At 68.3% G+C, this 17,932-nt stretch carries 14 protein-coding genes; 7 read left to right on the top strand and 7 right to left on the bottom strand.

The window, feature by feature from the left end:
* Positions 1-102 precede the first annotated feature (102 nt).
* The 3 genes from ubiA to B1991_RS07250 form a co-directional block, all read right to left on the bottom strand.
* Positions 103-996 carry a 4-hydroxybenzoate octaprenyltransferase gene (gene ubiA, locus B1991_RS07240; RefSeq protein ID WP_136258103.1) on the bottom strand — a complete coding sequence of 298 codons (894 nt, stop codon included), beginning with the start codon at positions 994-996 and terminating at the stop codon, positions 103-105.
* A 195-nt stretch (positions 997-1,191) separates the two neighbouring features.
* The gene (locus B1991_RS07245) at positions 1,192-2,586 is read right to left on the bottom strand and encodes a M28 family metallopeptidase (RefSeq protein WP_136258052.1); all 1,395 of its coding nucleotides are present in this window, start codon (positions 2,584-2,586) and stop codon (positions 1,192-1,194) included.
* Positions 2,587-2,732: 146 nt separating this feature from the next.
* Complete coding sequence (locus B1991_RS07250; protein WP_136258053.1) at positions 2,733-5,261, bottom strand: pre-peptidase C-terminal domain-containing protein; 2,529 nt, start codon at positions 5,259-5,261, stop codon at positions 2,733-2,735.
* A gap of 699 nt (positions 5,262-5,960) precedes the next feature.
* Between B1991_RS07250 and B1991_RS07255 the strand changes: the two genes are divergently transcribed.
* Positions 5,961-7,196: a TIGR03862 family flavoprotein gene (locus B1991_RS07255; RefSeq protein WP_136258054.1), complete on the top strand. Its 1,236-nt coding sequence runs from the start codon at positions 5,961-5,963 to the stop codon at positions 7,194-7,196.
* A 12-nt stretch (positions 7,197-7,208) separates the two neighbouring features.
* On the opposite strand, the gene B1991_RS07260 is transcribed toward B1991_RS07255, so the two are convergent.
* Entirely contained in the window at positions 7,209-7,976 is a 768-nt protein-coding gene (locus B1991_RS07260; RefSeq protein WP_136258055.1) for a glutaminyl-peptide cyclotransferase, read from the bottom strand.
* A 17-nt stretch (positions 7,977-7,993) separates the two neighbouring features.
* Entirely contained in the window at positions 7,994-9,373 is a 1,380-nt protein-coding gene (gene dbpA, locus B1991_RS07265) for an ATP-dependent RNA helicase DbpA (RefSeq protein WP_136258056.1), read from the bottom strand.
* Between the two features lie 90 nt (positions 9,374-9,463).
* On the opposite strand from dbpA, the gene folB reads away from it, so the two are divergent.
* From folB to B1991_RS07285, 4 genes are all read left to right on the top strand, one after another.
* Positions 9,464-9,823 (top strand): dihydroneopterin aldolase, encoded by a 360-nt coding sequence (gene folB / locus B1991_RS07270; protein WP_136258057.1) that lies wholly within the window; start codon positions 9,464-9,466, stop codon positions 9,821-9,823.
* Between the two features lie 145 nt (positions 9,824-9,968).
* Positions 9,969-11,225, top strand: coding sequence for a mechanosensitive ion channel family protein (locus B1991_RS07275; RefSeq protein WP_136258058.1), 1,257 nt, complete (start codon positions 9,969-9,971; stop codon positions 11,223-11,225).
* 4 nt (positions 11,226-11,229) lie between these two features.
* Complete coding sequence (folK, locus tag B1991_RS07280; RefSeq protein ID WP_136258059.1) at positions 11,230-11,718, top strand: 2-amino-4-hydroxy-6-hydroxymethyldihydropteridine diphosphokinase; 489 nt, start codon at positions 11,230-11,232, stop codon at positions 11,716-11,718.
* An 84-nt stretch (positions 11,719-11,802) separates the two neighbouring features.
* Positions 11,803-12,663 (top strand): DUF6159 family protein, encoded by an 861-nt coding sequence (locus B1991_RS07285; protein ID WP_136258060.1) that lies wholly within the window; start codon positions 11,803-11,805, stop codon positions 12,661-12,663.
* 104 nt (positions 12,664-12,767) lie between these two features.
* On the opposite strand, the gene B1991_RS07290 is transcribed toward B1991_RS07285, so the two are convergent.
* Both B1991_RS07290 and B1991_RS07295 read right to left on the bottom strand, forming a co-directional pair.
* Positions 12,768-13,514 (bottom strand): pteridine reductase, encoded by a 747-nt coding sequence (locus tag B1991_RS07290; protein ID WP_136258061.1) that lies wholly within the window; start codon positions 13,512-13,514, stop codon positions 12,768-12,770.
* Positions 13,515-13,568: 54 nt separating this feature from the next.
* Positions 13,569-14,240: a hypothetical protein gene (locus B1991_RS07295; protein WP_136258062.1), complete on the bottom strand. Its 672-nt coding sequence runs from the start codon at positions 14,238-14,240 to the stop codon at positions 13,569-13,571.
* A gap of 172 nt (positions 14,241-14,412) precedes the next feature.
* On the opposite strand from B1991_RS07295, the gene B1991_RS07300 reads away from it, so the two are divergent.
* Both B1991_RS07300 and B1991_RS07305 read left to right on the top strand, forming a co-directional pair.
* The gene (locus B1991_RS07300) at positions 14,413-16,569 is read left to right on the top strand and encodes a TonB-dependent receptor (RefSeq protein WP_136258063.1); all 2,157 of its coding nucleotides are present in this window, start codon (positions 14,413-14,415) and stop codon (positions 16,567-16,569) included.
* A gap of 175 nt (positions 16,570-16,744) precedes the next feature.
* Positions 16,745-17,932, top strand: a complete 1,188-nt coding sequence (locus B1991_RS07305) for a class I SAM-dependent methyltransferase (protein ID WP_136258064.1) — start codon at positions 16,745-16,747, stop codon at positions 17,930-17,932.

A 17,932-nucleotide genomic window follows, 5' to 3' on the forward strand; every position in this document is an offset into this window, starting at 1 on the left:
CCGCGCACCGGCCCTGCCGTGGTGGCATGAGCTGTTGCAGCGCCCGCGGCGCGCGTGGATGGATGGGCGCTGGCGTGCGCCGGGAGCGCGTGGCGGCTGGCGCTATTTCACTGCCAGCGCCAACACGATGCCGATCCACAGCGTCAGGCCCAGCCAGTTGTTGTGGCGGAAGGCAGCCAGGCAGGCGTCGCGCTCGCGCCTGCGGATCAGCCACAGCTGATAGGCGAACAGACCGGCGGCAACGAGCAGGCCCAGCCAGTACGGCCAGCCCAGGCCGGCGCGCTGGCCGACGAACAGCAGGGCCAGCAGCAGGGTGCCCATCAGCATGCCGAGGATCGGCAGATCGGCGTCGCCGAACAGGATCGCGGTGGATTTCACGCCGACCTTGAGGTCGTCGTCGCGGTCGACCATGGCGTACTCGGTGTCGTAGATCACCGACCACAGGATGTTGCCGAGGAACAACAGCCAGCCCAGCGGCGGCACGGTGTGCGTCACCGCGGCGAACGCCATCGGGATCGACCAGCCGAACGCCGCGCCCAGCACCACCTGCGGCAGGTAGGTCCAGCGCTTGGTGAACGGATAGATCGCCGCCAGCGCGGCGCCGGCGAAGGCCAGCTTGATCGTCAGCGCATTGGTGAACAGCACCAGCACGAAGGCGACCGCCAGCAACGCGGCGAACACCAGCAGAGCCTCGTTGGGCGTCACCCGCCCGGCGGCGATCGGTCGCCCGGCGGTACGCGCCACCTGCGGGTCGAGCTTGCGGTCGGCGTAGTCGTTGATCGCGCAGCCGGCCGCGCGCATCGCGAACACGCCGAGGGTGAAGATGATCAGCGGCTTCCACGGCGGGAAATCGCCGGCGGCCAGCCACAGCGCCCACCAGGTCGGCCACAGCAGCAGCAGCGCGCCGATCGGCCGGTCCATGCGGGTCAGCACCAGGTAGTCGCGGGCTTTCTCGCGGTGGCGTGCCGGCAACTTCTGCAGCAACCAGTCGAGCACGCGGGTGGCGCGGGTGGAGCTGTCCGCGGGACGCGCAACGGCGGGCTTGGCGACGGTTTTCGTCGTCGCGGCCGGTCGTGATCGCGGCCGCACGGCCGGCGCGGGTGCGCCGGGCTTGCGGGGTTTGCGTTTGCGCGGAGGCGTGGCCATCGCCGGGAGTTTAGCGTGCGTCGCGCGGGCGCAGCGCCAAGCCCGTCACTTGGCGGACGACTCCGCCATCGGCGCGGGCGAGCGCTCGAAGCTGCCCGCGAAGCCGGGGAACACCACCGGGCTTTCGTAGCCGTCGGCCGAGACCGCCGACACGCCGAAGAACCAGTCGTCGATCACCACGTCGGTCAGCACCGCCTGGTCAACATCGCCGACCGCGCGCGCGTACTGCCATTGCGGCGCGGTAGTGTCGCGCCAGTGCACGCGGTAGCCGGCGGCGCCGGGCACCTTGCGCCAGCTCACCGTGGTGTCGGTGGCCAGCGCGCCCTTGGTCTCGACCTGCGTCGGCGGCGCCGGTGCGCGGCTCAGGCTGGCCATGGTGATCGCGTTGAGCGCGGTGACCCGCGCCAGGTAGCGGAAGTCGATGCCGTCGATGGTGTCGCCGTAGTCGATGCCGCCTTCCTTGCGCAGGTCCTGGTGCTGGCGGGTGTAGTTCTCGTGCGCCTCGCTGACCCGCACGGCCGGATAGCCGGCCTGCAGGAACGGCACCTGGTCGCCGCCGCGGCCGAAGCGGTCGGTGCGGTAGATCATGCGCACGTCGAGGTCGGGCAGGTACTGCCCGGCGAGGCGGTCGATGTAGCGCGCCAGGTTGCGCGAGGGCGAATCGACCTCGCCGCCGTGGTAGCGGCGGTAGTCCGCCTGGGCCTGGCTTTCGTTGGTCTTGGTGCCTTCGGAGAACACGCGCACGGTGGTGTTGTCGATCACGCCGTTCTGGCCGTGGCTGTTGCCGACGATGTCGTTGTTGAGCTCGGCCTCCACCTTCCAGCCGTGCGCCACCGCGTAGTCGGCCAGCACCTTGCCGCCGTACAGGCCCTGCTCCTCGCCGGACAGCGCGGCGAACACCAGGGTGGCGCGGTTGTCGTACTTCGACAGCAGCCGCGCGGCCTCGATCAGCGCCGCCACGCCGGAGGCGTCGTCGTTGGCGCCGGGGGCATCGCTGGTGGTGTTCATCACGTCGCTGACGCGCGAGTCCAGGTGGCCGGTGATCACGATGACGCGCTCCGGGTCAGTGCTGCCGCGCTTGATCGCCACCACGTCCATCACCTCGGTGGGCCTGGGTGCGCGCTTGCCGCTGAACATCTGCGAGGGCGTGACGACTTCGATGCAGCCGCCGCAGTCCTTGGCGATCGCCTCGAAGCGCGACTTCACCCAGCGTCGGGCGGCGCCGATGCCGCGGGTGTCGGACTTGGTGTCGGACAGCGTGTGGCGGGTGCCGAAGCCGACCAGGCGGGTGATCGTCATGCGCAGTTCGACCTGGCTCGGGGCGTCGGCCAGCGCGTGCAGCGACGGTTGTTCGCGCGGTACCGCCGGAAAATCCGTCGCGGCGGCAGCCGGCATGCAGGCAAGCAGGAGCAGGGCGGACGGCAGCGTCAAGCGGAGCATCGTGAGTCCTCGGCGGCGAAAAACCGACCATACAACCTGGCGTGCCCGCGTGGCGCAAAAAAAAGCCTGCCCGGGCGGGGCAGGCCGAAGCCTTCCGTGGCTTCCATGAAAAGCTGCGCTTCCCTGCGCAGTACGGGGCTTGCAGGTTACGGGTTGTAGCTGCCTTCCAGCGTTACGCCGCTGTAGGTCCGATACGCGCGCACCATGATGTAGTAGGTGCCCGGGGTCGGTGCCGAGGCGGTGCAGCTCTCGCTGTTGCCCGACACGTAGGGGCGGCAGTCGTAGCTGCTGGTGGTCGGCTGCGAGCCCAACTTCACGTACAGGTCGGCATCACCCGAGCCGCCGGCGATGTTGATGTTGAGGTTGCTGGCCCCCGACGGCACCACCATCGTGTAGTACACGGCGTTGTTGCGAGTCGCGGCCAGGCCGGTCACCGGCACGCCGTTCTGCAGCACGTTGCCGCCACCGCCACCACCGCTGCCGGTGCTCCAGGTCGCCTTGACGCTGACGCCGGAGAACGCGGTGTAGCCGTTCAACATCACGTAGTAGGTGCCGGCCTGCGGCGAGGCCACGGTGCAGCTCTCGTTGTTGCCGCTGATGTACGGCCGGCAGTCGTAGCTGGACAGGGTCGGGGCGGAGCCGAACCTGGTGTACAGGTCCGCGTCGCCGGTGCCGCCGGACTCGGAGATCACCAGGTTGCTGGCGCCGGCCGGAATCACCACGGTGTAGAACAACTGCGCGCCCTGGGCGCCGGACTGGCCGGTGAGCGCCACGCCGTTCTGCAACTGGTTGCCGCCACCGCCGCTGGAGCTGACCGTCACCGATTGCGTCTTGGTGTTGGTCGCGCCGTCGTTGTCGGTCACCGTCAGCGACACGCTGTAGGTACCGGCCGCCGCATAGGTGTGGCTGGGGTTGGTCGCGGTGGAGGTGGCGCCGTCGCCGAAGTTCCACGAGCGCGAGGCGATCGAGCCGTCGCTGTCGCTGGAGCTGTCGGTGAAGCTCACGCTCAGGCCGTTGATCGAATCGCTGAAGTTGGCGACCGGCGGCACGTTGCTGCCGCCGCCGCCGATATCGCTGGCCGCGCCGCTGATGATCAGTTCGCCGCGACCGGTGGCCAGGTCATAGCCGGCGCTCGCCGTCTCGCCGCCGTTGTTGCCCGAAGTGATGTCGTGGAAGTCGGACGCGGGCAGCTGGTACAGCAGCGGTGCGGCAAAGCCGACGCCGGAACCCTTGATCGCGATGATCCGAGCCCACGCGCCGGCAAACAGCGGTGCCGACAGGCTGGTGCCGCCGTACTGCTGGGTGGCGCCGCTGACGATGATCTTCGCGCCCGAGTTCGGGTCGGCATCGTAGGCGATGTCCGGCAGACCGCGCGTGCTGCCCGGGGCCACGCCGTTCTGCCAGCTCGGCTGCGGCTCGAAGGTGCTGGAGCTGCCGCCGCCGCTGGTCCACACGGTGGCGCTGTTCCAGGTGGTGGTCGACGCATTCAGCGTGGTGCCGCCCACCGCCACCACGTACTGCGACGCGGCCGGCCAGCTCGGCGTGACGCCGCCGTCGCCGCACTCGTCGGCGCCGGAATCGCCGGTGGAGATCGAGAAGGTCTGCCCCTGCGCCACGGCCTGCTGGAAGATCTGGTCCTGCGCCGCGGCCGAGCCGTCGCCCTGCGCACTGGTTTCGCATTCACCCAGCGAGACGTTGATGATCTTGGTCGCGTTGGCGTTGACGATGGTGTTGAAGTCCGCCGTCAGGTCGCTGTTGGACAGCGTGGGGATGTTGTAGAAGATCAGGCTGCCGACATGGCCGCCGGCCATGCCGACGATGTCCTGGCTGTCCAGGCTCCACTCGCCCAGGCCGCTGGTGTCGCTGCTGGTGCCGTTGGTGTTGACCGTCTGCGTGGTTACCGTCGGCAGGCCGTTCTGCGAGGTGAACGTGTTGAGGTCGGTAATCGTCTGGGTGATCTTGCCCTGGGTGACGATGCCCACCGGCACGCCGGCCGCCGTGGTCACGCCGCTGCCGCCGTAGATCGAGGCGAACTCGACCGGGTTGTGGCCGGTCACTGCCTGCGTGGTGTAACCCGATTGCATAGGCTTGGCGAAGGTGTGCGCCTGGTGCACGCTCTGCAGGCCGATCACCGACAGCACCACGTCCTGCAGCGAGGCAGGGATGTGCACGTCGTCGTTGTGCATGTACGCCATGCGGCCATCCTTGGTGCGCACCTGGGCAAACGTGGTCTTGAACGCGGCGCCGGCGGTATCGGCGCGGCCATCGGCCGACACCAGCATCCGGTTTGGCGAGATCTGCACGTTGGTGAAGCCGGCTGCGCGCAGCCAGGCCGCCACCCTGTTCGCCTGCGTGGCGGTGGGCGAATAGCTGGTGACGAACTGCGGCGTCGTCATCGAGCGCTGCACCATCGACAGCGGCGAGCTCTTGGCGGTGGCGATGAAGCTGTGCAGCTGGGCCGGGTTGCGCAATTTCAGCGCCACCTCGATGTGCATCGGCTGTGCGCTGGACAGCGCGCCGCTGACCACGTCGCCCTGACGCAGCACGGTGGCGTGCTGGTTCAGCGCGACGAAAGTGGTGCCGCTGGTGATGCTGGCTGGCGTGGCGCCCAGCGCACCGGCTGCCGCGAAACTGATCGCGGCGGCCAGCAACTTGAGACGATGATGACTTGGCATGGTGACTCCCGAAGTTTTTTGAGGCAAAGCGCTGCCCTGAGACTGCCCGCGCCTCATTGGTTGATTTGCCGCGCGTGCACGGCATCCGTGATTTTTTGAAGCGGACCGACGATCCCGTACCCGCTTCGGTCGGCCCTCCCCTGGTGAGTCCTTGAGGGCCAGCTGCGGGCATGTCGCATGCCATTGACTGCAGGCCATGCGTCATTGCATGGCTGCTTGACAGGATCATTCGCCAAACTCCCCGTTGGCGAACCGCACGACGGTATGGCGCTGCGATTAATCCGGTCAATAGGACTTTTTCCGGCTCGCAGTGATTTTCGTCACAACGGTTCGAGCGTCATCGGGCGGTCCCGGATGGCGTAATTATTTGCGGTATGTTGCGCTGCGTCCGCTTGCTCGGTAGCCCGGCTGAAACGGCGCCATGGAGGGCATGGGCGGCATCGCGGGTGATGAAGTATTCCATCAGGCAAGGTCTCCCTTCCTGGATTATTCAGCGATTTCACGTGGCCCGCGAACATAATCGCATTGTCGAATGAAATTGCGTTTTCCGCAGCGCCGCGCGGCGAAAGAACTTGCCGAATGGAGTGTTGCCGGGAAGTGCGCCCTGCGCCCCCGAACAGCATGCCGCGGTCAGTTTCGATTCAGACTGCACCGACGCGCCGGCATGCGTCGTTTGGTGACGCGTGCGACCATGGCCGGATGTCTATCCGCGCAACGCCCCGACTTGCCGTCATCGGCGGTGGCCCCGCCGGCCTGATGGCGGCGGAGACCGCGCGCGCCGCGGGCGTCGAGGTGGACCTGTACGACGCGATGGGCTCGGTCGGACGCAAGTTTCTCCTGGCCGGCAAGGGCGGCCTCAACCTCACCCACGGCGAGGCGCCGGATCGGTTCGTGGCCCGCTATGGCGCGCGCCAGGCGGAGGTGGGTCGCTGGCTGGCCGCGTTCGATGCGCCGGCATTGCGCGCGTGGGCGGCCGAGCTTGGCGTGGAGACCTTCGTTGGCAGTTCCGGCCGCGTGTTTCCGCGGGATCTGAAGGCGGCGCCGCTGCTGCGTCGCTGGGTGCGCCGCGTGCGCGACGCGGGCGTGGGTTTCCACATGCATCATCGCTGGCTCGGCTGGCAGGCGGATGGCTCGCTGCGTTTCGCCACGCCGCAGGGCGAACGGATGATCCACGCCGGTGCGGCGATCCTCGCGCTCGGCGGCGCCAGCTGGCCGCAACTGGGCTCCGACGGTGGCTGGGTGGCGGCTCTGCAACGCGCCGGCATCGACATCGCGCCGCTGCAGAGCGCGAACTGCGGTTTCGAGCTCGACTGGAGCGACCACCTGCGCAGCCGCTTCGCCGGTGCACCGCTGAAACCGGTGGTGGCGCACTGGGTGGACCGCGACGGCACGGCCCGTTCGCGTCAGGGCGAATTCGTGCTCAGCGAATACGGCATCGAGGGCAGCCTGGTCTACGCGATCGGCGCCGAGCTGCGCGAGCAGATCGCCGCGCGCGGCGAGGCCGGCTTGATGCTGGACCTGGTGCCGGGCTACGCGCAGGCGGTGCTGGCCGAACGGCTCGCCGCACCGCGCGGCAAGCACAGCATCGGCGACTGGCTGCGCCGCCGCGCCGGGCTGGATGCGGCGAAGTGCGCGCTGGTGTTCGAGCTCACCGACAAAGCCACCCTGGCCGATCCGCTGGCGCTCGCCGCGCAGCTGAAGGCCTTGCCGTTGCGCCTGCGCGCGCCGCGCCCGATCGCCGAGTCGATCAGCACCGCCGGCGGCGTGCGGCTCGAAGCGCTCGATGTCGACCTGATGCTGCGCGCTCGCCCAGGCACGTTCTGCGCCGGCGAAATGCTGGACTGGGAAGCACCCACCGGCGGCTACCTGCTCACCGCCTGCTTCGCCAGCGGCCTGCTCGCCGGCCGCGCTGTCGCGCGCTGGCTGGGCCGCTGAGATCCTGCCGGCTCAACGTGCGGGCTGTTTCACCAGCTCGATCTCGAACAGCTTCGGCCAGTGCTTGCCGGTGACGAACAGGCGCTTGCCGCGTGCGTCCCAGGCGATGCCGTTGAGCACGTCGTTCATCGGCACCGGCAGGGTGCTCACGTCGAACAGCCCGGTGAGGTCGATCCAGCCCACGACGTGGCCGCTGGCCGGGTCGATGCGCGCGATGCGGTTGGTCAGCCAGACGTTGGCGTAGATCTCGCCGTCCACCCATTCCAGCTCGTTGAGGTTGGTCACCGGCGCGCCGTCGGCAGTGACGGTGATGCTGCCCACGCGGGCCAGGGTGGCGGGGTCGAGGATGCGCAGCACGGACGAGCCGTCGCTCATGTAGATGCGGTGCTCGTCCCGGGTCAGCGCCCACCCTTCGCCGGGATAGCTGAACGTGCGGCGCAGTTTGAAGTCGTCCAGGCCGTAGACGAAGCCGGTCCGGGCTTGCCAGGTGAGCTGGATCAGCTCGCCGTTCCACGCGACGATGCCTTCGCCGAAATACTGTGCCGGCACGTCATGCCGCTGCAGCACCTTGCCGCTTTCCAGTTGCACCTTGCGGACGGTCGAGGCGCCCTTTTCTCCGGTGCTTTCGTAGAGGAAGCCGTCCTTGTAGAACAGCCCCTCGGTGTAGGCCGAGGTGTCGTGCGGGTAGACATGCACGATGCGGTAGCCGTAGACCGGGATCGCCGCATGGCAGGCGGTGGTGGCAAGCAGCAGGACGAGGAGGATGAGCAGGCGTCGCATGCGGGTTTCCATGAGGGTCAGGCCAGCGCGCGCACGCGGAAGTTGCGGCCCTTGATGCGGCCGGCGCGCAGGCGTTCCAGTGCCTTGTTGGCCAGCGCACGACTGATCGCCACGTAGGCGCGGGTAGCGAACACGTCGATCTTGCCGATGTCATTCGCGGCCAGCCCGGCGTCGCCGGTGAGCGCACCGAGGATATCGCCGGGACGCAGCTTGTCCTGCCGGCCGGCGTCGATCACCAGGGTTTTCATCGGTGCCAGGTGCAGGGTCTTGCCGCGTGGCGGCGCAATCTTCAGCGGGCGCCACGGCAGCGGCGTGCCGTTCGACTCCTCGATGTTCGCCGCCTTCGGCCGCTCGCGTGGGGTGCACAGCGTGATCGCCAGGCCCGCCTCGCCGGCGCGGCCGGTGCGGCCGATGCGGTGGGTGTGGGTTTCCGGGTCGTGCGCGATGTCGTAGCTGACCACCAGCGGCAGTGCGGCGATGTCCAGCCCGCGCGCGGCCACGTCGGTGGCCACCAGCACCGCGCAGCTGTGGTTGGCGAAGCGCACCAGCACCTCGTCGCGGTCGCGCTGCTCCATGTCGCCGTGCAGCGCCAGCGCGGAGAAGCCGCGGCGGTCGAGTTCGTGCGCCACCGCGTCCACTTCGCGGCGCATGTTGCAGAACACCAGGGCCTGCTCGCCCCGCTCGCCTGCCAGCAACTGCGCCAGCGCGTCGAGTTTCTGCGCCGGTTCCACCTCGTGGAAGCGCTGCTCGATCGCCGGCTTCTCGTCGGCCGGCGCGGCCACCGTCACTTCGACCGGATCCTTCTGCACGCGCTGGCTCACCGCGCGGATCTCGTCCGGGTAGGTGGCCGAGAACAGCAGGGTCTGATGATGTTTCGCGATGCGTCCGATGATGTCGTCGATCGCCTCCGAAAAACCCATGTCGAGCATGCGGTCGGCCTCGTCCAGCACCAGCACCTTGATGCCGCCGCCATGCAGGCTTTGCCGCTTCAGGTGCTCCTGCACGCGGCCGGGCGTGCCCACGACGATGTGCGGGTCGTGGGTGAGCGAGGCCAGCTGCGGACCCAGTGGCATGCCGCCGCACAGCGTCAGCAGCTTCACGTTGGGAATGTTCGCCGCCAGCTTGCGGATCGCCTTGCTGACCTGGTCGGCCAGTTCGCGGGTGGGGCACAGCACCAGCGCCTGCAGGCGGATCGTGTCCACGTCCAGCGTTTGCAGCAGGCTCAGCCCGAACGCCGCGGTCTTGCCGCTGCCGGTCTGCGCCTGCGCGATCACGTCGCGCCCTTCCAGCATCGGCGGCAGGCTTTGCGCCTGCACCGGAGTCATTTCGGCATAGCCAAGGGTCTCGACACTGGCGAGCAGAGCGGGTTTGAGCGGGAGGATGCTGAAGGCGGGCATTTGCGCATGATCGCATGGCGGGCGTGCCACGACTTGCATCCGCAAGCCGGCTCGCCGACCCTGTACGACTACCGGCCCCAATGAACCGCCATGGACACCGTATTCATCGAAGACCTGCGCATTGACGCCGTGATCGGCATCTACGACTGGGAGCGCCGCGTGCGGCAGACGCTGTCGTTCGACATCGAGATGGCGTTCGACAACACGGTGCCCGCGGCCAGCGACGACATCGCGCTGACGCTCAATTACAAGGACGTGTCCAAGCGGCTGATCGATTACGTGGGCGAGTCGAGCTTCGGCCTGGTCGAGACGCTGGCCGAGCGCTGCGCGGCGATCATCCGCGAGGAGTTTGCTGTGGGCTGGGTGCGCCTGAAACTGTCCAAGCCCGGCGCGGTGCGCGGCGCGAAGGCGGTGGGCGTGTGCATCGAACGCGGCACGCGGCCGCGGTAGCGCCTGCGTCGAAACCGGTCGGGGTTGTTGTAGCGCCGCCCGGCCGCCATGTTTGTCCCGGTTGACCACGTGTCTTCGGCGGTCCTTGCCGCCCCGTCCTGCCCGCTGACCATGGCGCGGGCTCCGAGCCGACAGGAACGAATTGATGCCGACCCTGCAGAACTTTCTCGATCTTCCCTGGATGCGCACCGTGTTGGGCGTAGTCGCGCTGCTGGCGCTGGCCTGGCTGGCCGGGCAACTGGTGCGACGACTGCTGCTGCGCGTGGTGCGTGGCGTCACCCGGCGCACGACCTGGAAGTGGGATGACGCCCTGTTCCGACGCCACACCTTCCACTGGCTGGCGCGGATGGTGCCGGCGCTGGCGATCCAGTACGGCATCATGCTGGTGCCCGGGGTGCCGACCCATGTCGAGGCCCTGGTGGGCAACCTGATGACGGCGCTGCTGGTGTTCTTCGTGGTGATGGCGATCAGCGCCGCGCTGTCGGCGCTGGAGGATCTCTACCGGGAAACCCCGCGCGGCCAGCAGCGTTCGATCAAGGGCCTGGTGCAGCTGATCAAGCTCGGCCTGTTCGTCGTCGCCGGGCTGATCATCATCGCCGCGGTAACCGGCAAGCACATCGGCCTGCTGCTGTCCGGACTGGGTGCGATGTCGGCGGTGCTGATGCTGATCTTCAAGGACACCATCCTGGGCTTCGTGGCTGGCGTGCAGTTGTCGTCGAACGACATGCTGCGGGTCGGCGACTGGATCGAGATGCCGCAGCTCAATGCCGATGGCGACGTGATCGACATCGCGCTGCACACGGTCAAGGTGCGCAACTGGGACAAGACCATCACCAGCATCCCCAGCTGGCGCCTGATCAGCGACTCGTACAAGAACTGGCGCGGCATGCAGGAAACCGGCGGGCGGCGGATCAAGCGCGCGCTGTACATCGACGCGGCCAGCGTGCGCTTTCTCGACGCCGACACGCTGGGCCGGTTGGCCAGGTTGCGTCTGCTGGCCGATTACCTGCCATCGAAGGAGCAGGAGGTGGCGCGGTGGAACCAGGCGCTGGGCGAGGCCGGCGACGTGGCGGGCAATCGACGCCGGCTTACCAACCTGGGTACTTTTCGCGCCTATGCGCAGGCCTATCTGGATGCGCATCCAGGCATCCACCACGGGTTGTTCTGTCTGGTGCGCCAGCTCGCCAGCGGCCCGCAGGGCATTCCGCTGGAGCTGTACTGCTTCACTGCCAGCGTGGCCTGGGCAGACTACGAGAACACCCAGGGCGACATCTTCGACCATCTGTTCGCGCTGCTGCCCGAGTTCGGCCTGGCGCTGTACCAGCAGCCGTCGGGGCAGGACGTGCGCGCGGCGCTGGCGTACCGGCAGGAGCAGCCGGCACGCCTGGCGGCGGGTGGTTGAGACGATGGCACGTGTCTACCTGAGTCTGGGTTCCAACCTCGAACCGCGAGAACATCTCGTCGCGGCGATCGAGGCCTTGCGCGAGCGCTTCGGCGAGATCACGGTGTCGCCGGCCTATCGCAGCGCGTCGGTGGGTTTCGCCGGCGCCGAGTTCGTGAACCTCGCGGTGGGGCTGGATACCGAACTGACCCCGCAGGCGCTGAACGACTGGCTGCATGCGCTGGAAGACCGCCACGGCCGGCGCCGCGACGTGCCGCGCTATTCGGACCGCACGCTGGACATCGACATCGTGTTCTACGACGCGCTGGTCATCGACGGCCCCGGCCACCTGCAGATTCCGCGCAACGAGTTGCAGCACGCCTTCGTGCTGCGGCCGATCGCCGATATCGCGCCGGATTTTCGCCACCCGGTCAGTGGCTCGAGCATGGCCGAGCTGTGGGCGGCGTTTCCGCAACAGCTCGAGCCGCTGCAGGTTGAATCGCTGGCGGATTGAACGGGTACACTGCCGGCGGAGTGCCGGAAGGTATCGCCGGCGCAGGGCGGGCACCCATCGGGTCCACGAATGAGGGGAGCAATCATGGCCGGAAAATTCGCGCGTAGCTGGGCGTTGATGAAGGCGAGCGCGGCGGTGCTGCGCTCGGACAAGTCGCTGCTGGTGTTCCCGTTGTTGTCGGGGCTGTGCACGCTGCTGGTGGCGGCCAGCTTCCTGATTCCGGTGGGCGTGATGGTGATCGGCGGCGAGCATGCCGGCGCCGATTTCCACGAGCGCATGTCGGTCGGCAGTTACCTGCTGATGTTCGCGTTCTACCTGGTGCAGTACTTCGTGATCATCTTCTTCCAGACCGCGCTGACCGGCGTGGCGCTGATGCACCTGCGCGGCGAGCCGACCAGCGTGGGCGCGGGTTTTGCGCTGGCGCGTGCCAGGCTGCCGCAAATCCTCGGCTATGCGCTGATCGCCGCCACCGTCGGTCTGCTCCTGCGCATGGTGCAGGAGCGCCTGGGCCTGATCGGCCGCTTCGTGGTCGGCCTGATCGGCCTGGCCTGGACGGTGGCCACCTTCCTGGTGGTGCCGGTGCTGGCGAGCAGGGACGTCGGCCCGATCGACGCGGTCAAGCACAGCGTGGAACTGCTCAAGCGCAGCTGGGGCGAGAACCTGATCGGTCAGGGCGGCATCGGCGTGGTGTTCGGCCTGCTGATATTTGTGGCGGTGCTGGTCGGCGCGCTGCTGGTCGGCGGCGCCATCGCCATGCATTCGATCGTGGCGGTGGTGGCGGCAGTGGTGATCGTGGTGCTCGGCTTCATCCTGCTCGGGCTGATCCAGTCCGCGCTGCAAGGCATCTACGCGGCCGCGCTCTATCGCTATGCCGAGGCGGGCGAGGCCAGCGCGGGCTTCGACCAGGCCCTGTTGCAGCAGGCCTTCGCGCCGAAGAAGAAATGACGCTGCCGATTCACTCCGCCGGCACCCCGTAGGAGCCCGCTCGCGGGCGATGCTTTTGATCGGGATTCGGGATTCCAGGGTCGGAAAAGTATCGCCCGCGGTTCCTACACCGAAAGAGTGCGTCCGCCATCCACCCGGATGATCTGGCCGGTGACGAACGGCGCGTCGCGCAGCAGCCACAGCACGGTGCCGGCCACGTCGTCGGGCGTGCCGGCACGCTGCAAAGGTGTGCGCGCGAGCATCGCCTGCTGGTCGTCATGGGGCTTGCCGTCGCTGGGCCACATCACCGCACCCGGAGCCACGCCGTTGACCCGTATCGCGGGCGCGAGGTCGAGCGCCAGCGAGCGGGTCATTGCCGCCAACGCGGCCTTGGCCATGCAGTACAGCGGATGGTCGGCGAGCGGGCGTTCGGCATAGATGTCGACCAGGTTGACGATGCTGCCGCGCGCGTCGCGCAGCGCCGGCAGCGCGGCCTGGCTCAGGAAGAACGGCGCGCGCGCGTTGGATGCAAACAGGGTTTCCCACTGCCCCTGCGTGGCCTCGGCGACCGGCGTGGGAAAGAACGCCGAGGCGTTGTTGACCAGCGCATCGAGCCGGCCGTAGTGCGCCACCACGCTCTGGACGGATGCCGCCAGTGCGGTCAGGTCGGCGAAGTCGGCCTGCACCAGCAGCACGCTGTCGGCGCGTGACGCCTGCAGTTCGTCGGCCAGCGTGCGCGCCTCGTCTGCCGAATGGCGATAGTGCAGCGCCAGGTCGTAGCCGGCCGCATGCAGGGTACGCGCGATCACCGCACCGACGCGGCGCGCGGCGCCGGTGATCAGCGCAACGGGGCGGTCATGGCGTGGCGTCATCATCGGTATCCGGCAGCGGGTCGGCGGCCAGCTTGCCGCAAAGCGGCGCGGGCGTCATCCGTGTGGCGGCATGGCGGCCTCATCGCGCGAGTCCTTGTCGTCGCCTGCTTCCCCGTCGAGCTGCTCCATCACGATGTCGCTTTCGAACAGCGCGATTGCAGTGCCGGCCACCTGGCGGGTGTCGTAGTAGGCGTAGGCGCCCACGCCGAGCGCGCCGATCGCCGGCAGCCAGCGCGAGGCGCCCTTGCCCAGCGTGCGCCGGGTCAGCTTGATGCCGATCTGTCGTGCGACGCGTTCGATCACGCCATGCGACATGCGCCGGAACACCAGCCGGTCGCCCATGCGCACCACCAGGTCGCGGAATGCCTGCGCCGCGGTGTGGCGGAACAGGCACCACAGCATCTGTTCACGCCCCAGCGTGGCGTGGCGACCGTAGGCGGCGGCGATGTCGCTGACCATCTGCGCCTGAATCTTCCAGATCGCGATCAATTCCGGCAGCAGGGTCAGCCAGCCCAGCGGGCCCGGCGGCAGAGCCAGCGAACCGGCGGTGACGGCGGCACGCCGGGCGGCGCGGTCGGCCAGCCGGCGGGCCGCGGCGGCTGGCTGCGGGCTGTTGCCAACTTCGCTGTCGGGCACTTCGCTGACGAAGTCCAGGATCGCGCCGGTGATCCGACCGTGGGCGGCCGGCACGACGACGGCGGGTACCTGCTTGCTGGGTTCGGTCATGCGTGGCTCCGATGGCGGACGCCGGACGCGCCCCGCGCCTTCGCAGTCTAGAGGCCGCGCGTGAAGCGCGGGCCAACCGTGCGGTCCCCTGCGTGACTTTCGGCTCGGGTGGGTCGCCGACACATATGGGAATGTTATAACATTACAAATTATTCCCCGTCTCCGGTCTTCGATGAAAGCCTCCCCGATTGCCCTGGCCCTCGCCGCCGCCCTGCTGGCGGGTGCGGTCCACGCCACCGAACCCACCCCGATGAATACCGGCGCGCCCGCCGCCGACGGCAGCGGCGGCGGGTCGCCGTTGCAGGTGCGGGAGCTGGGCGAAGTGTCGGTTTCCGCCGCGCTGGACCAGGCGCGCAATGTGCTGTCGCCGGACACCGGCTCCAGCCAGTACGTGATCGACCACAAGGCCATCGTGCAGCTGCCGCTGGGCGCGTCCACGCCGATGAACCAGGTGCTGCTGCAGGCGCCCGGCGTGGTGCAGGATTCCTACGGCGGCGTGCACGTGCGTGGCGACCACGCGAACCTGCAATACCGCATCAACGGCGTGATCATTCCCGAGTCGATCGGCGGCTTCGGCCAGAGCCTCGACGCGCACATGATCGACACCGTGACGCTGCTCGACGGCGCGCTGCCGGCGCAGTACGGCCTGCGTACCGCGGCGGTGGTCGACATCACCACGCGCAGCGGGCGCGACCTCGGCGACGGCGGCAGCGTCGGCATCACCGGCGGAAGCAACGCCATGCTGAACCCGAGCGCGTCGGTCTGGGGCAGCAAGAATCGCTGGAGCTGGTTTTTCACCGGCAACTATCTGGAGAGTGACGCCGGCATCGAGAATCCCACGCCGAGCAAAAAGCCGATCCATGACCGCACCAACCAGGTGAAGGGCTTCGGCGATATCAGCTACCTGATCGACGATGACACCCGCATGAGCCTGCTGTTCGGCGCCGCCAACAACCGCTACCAGATTCCGAACAACCCCGACCAGGTACCGGCGTTCGGCTATCTCGACACGGTTGATTTCGATTCCGCCGACCTCGACCAACGCCAGCGCGAGACCACCCGCTTCGGCGTGCTCGCGCTGCAGGGCAAGCTGGGCGTGACCGACTACCAGCTGTCGCTGGGCCAGCGCTACAGCCGCCTCGCCTACACGCCGGACCGGATCGGCGAGCTGATGTTCAACGGCGTGGCTTCCGCCGTAGGCCGCAGCAACCGCGCGAGCACCCTGCAGGCGGATTTCTCCACGCCGCTGGGCGGGCGCCACACCCTGCGCTACGGCATCTGGGGCAGTATCGAGCGTGCCGTCAGCGGCAACGATGCCTGGGTGTTTCCGGCCGATGCCGATGGCGAACAGACCAGCACCACGCCGATCAATATTCTCGACGGCAGTCGTCTCGTCGCCAAAACCTGGTCGGCCTACGTGCAGGACGAATGGAGCCTCGGCGAGAACTGGACGCTGAACCTCGGCCTGCGCGGCGACCGCTACCAGCTGGTGCGCAGCGAGAGCCAGCTGAGTCCGCGCCTGGGCCTGGTCTGGCAGGCCGGCGGCGGCACCACCGTGCACGCGGGCTACTCGCGCTACTTCACCCCGCCGGCGACCGAAATGATCGCCAGCAGCAACATCGCGAAGTTCGACGGCACCACCAACGCCGTGGCGGACAGCGGCAACAACACGCCGCTGGCCGAGCGTTCGGGCTATTTCGATGCGGGCATCCAGCAACGCCTCGGCGAAGCCTGGACGCTGGGCGTGGACGCGTACTACCGCAAGGTGCGGCGCCTGCAGGACGAGGGCCAGTTCGGCTCCGCCCTAGTCTACTCCACCTTCAACTACGCCGACGGGCGGGTGAAGGGCGTGGAGTTCACCGTCAACTACGAGCAGGGGCCGCTGTCGGCGTATTTCAATGCGTCGCTGGGCAAGGCCATCGGCAAACGCATCATCAGCAGCCAGTACAACTTCGCACCGGATGACCTGGTCTGGGTCAGCCGGCACTGGATCTTTCTCGACCATGACCAGAAACTCACCTCGTCCGGTGGCGTCAGCTATGCGCTGGATGACGCCACCCGCCTCGGCGCCAACTACCTGTACGGCAGCGGCTTGCGCAAGGACGGCACGGTGCCGAACGGCGCCACGCTGCCGGCGTACTTCCAGCTCAACCTCAACGTCGCGCATGATTTCGTGATCGACGGCTTCGGCCGGTTGCATGCGCAACTGGCGCTGATCAACGCGCTGGATCGCACCTACGAGCTGCGTGACGGCAGCGGCATCGGTGTCGGCGCGCCGCAGTTCGGGCCGCGCCGCGGCGTGTACCTGGGCCTGCAGAAGGATTTCTGAAGGGCCGGAAACAGGAAATCGGAACGGCGAGAAACGTCGGGCCGCGTAGGGCGGGCACTGCCCGCCGCCGTGTGTTGCGGGATCAAAGGCCGGCGGGCAGTGCCCGCCCCGCCATTGCTCTGACGGTTGCGGGCCATCCGTTATGCTTGCCGCGTTTTCATCACCGGCAAGACCGATGCCCTCCCGCCTCCCCGAACCGAGCGCCGACGAACGCGCCCATTCCGACCGCCTGCTGCAGTTGCTGCGCGAGCAGATCGCCTCGCACGGGCCGATGCCGTTCTCGCAGTACATGGAGCGTTGCCTGTATGCGCCGGGCTTGGGCTATTACAGCGCCGGACGGACCAAATTCGGCGCGGCCGGCGATTTCGTCACCGCGCCGGAACTGGGTGAATTGTTCGCGCGCTGCGTGGTAAGTGCGCTGCAGCCGGTGCTGGCGATGCTGGGCGAGGAAGCCGACTTCCTCGAACTCGGCGGCGGCAGCGGCGCGTTTGCCGAGGCTGCGCTGAAGGCACTGGCGGCGAGCGACACCTTGCCGCGGCGCTACCTGATCCTGGAGCCCAGTGCCGACCTGCGCGAGCGCCAGTGCGAACGTCTGCAGGCGAACCTGCCGGCGGAACTCAACGCCCGCGTGGCGTGGCTGGATCGACCGCCCGAGCAGGAGTGGCGCGGCGTGCTGTTCGCCAACGAGGTGATCGACGCGCTGCCGGCCACCCGTTTCGTGATGCGCGAGGGCGAGGTGTTCGAGGAATACGTGGCGCTGGACGGCGAGGGGCGGCTGCTGCGCGTCGATCGTCCCGCCGATGCGCTGGTCGCCGGCGCGGTGCGCCATGTCGAACGCGACCTCGGCGCAGAGTTCGTCGACGGCTACCGCTCCGAATTGCTGCCACAGTTGCCGTACTGGATCCAGGCCGTGGCCGGCTCGCTGGTCGCCGGCGTGATGCTGTTCGTCGATTACGGCTACGTGCGCCGCGAGTACTATCTGCCGGAGCGCGACGAAGGCACCTTGATGGCGCACTACCGCCACCACGCGCACAACGATCCGCTGTACCTGCCGGGCCTGAACGACCTCACCGCGTCGGTTGACTTCACCGCGCTGGCCGAGGCCGGCAACAGCGCCGGCTTCGGCGTGGCGGCGTACATGCCGCAGGCGCAGTTCCTGATCGGCGCAGGCTTGCAGCAGGTGTTCGAGCAGTTGCAGCCGGCCGACGAACGCGGCCGCCTCCAGCTGGCGCAGCAGGTGAAGAAGCTGATGCTGCCCGAGCAGATGGGCGAGCGCTTCCAGGCGATGCTTCTGGCACGCGGCCTGGAAGCGCTGCCGTTGCCGGCCGAGCTGCTGGCCGCCGATCAGGGCGGCCGGCTCTGA

The organism is Rhodanobacter lindaniclasticus (assembly GCF_004799035.1).
GTDB lineage: Bacteria > Pseudomonadota > Gammaproteobacteria > Xanthomonadales > Rhodanobacteraceae > Rhodanobacter > Rhodanobacter lindaniclasticus.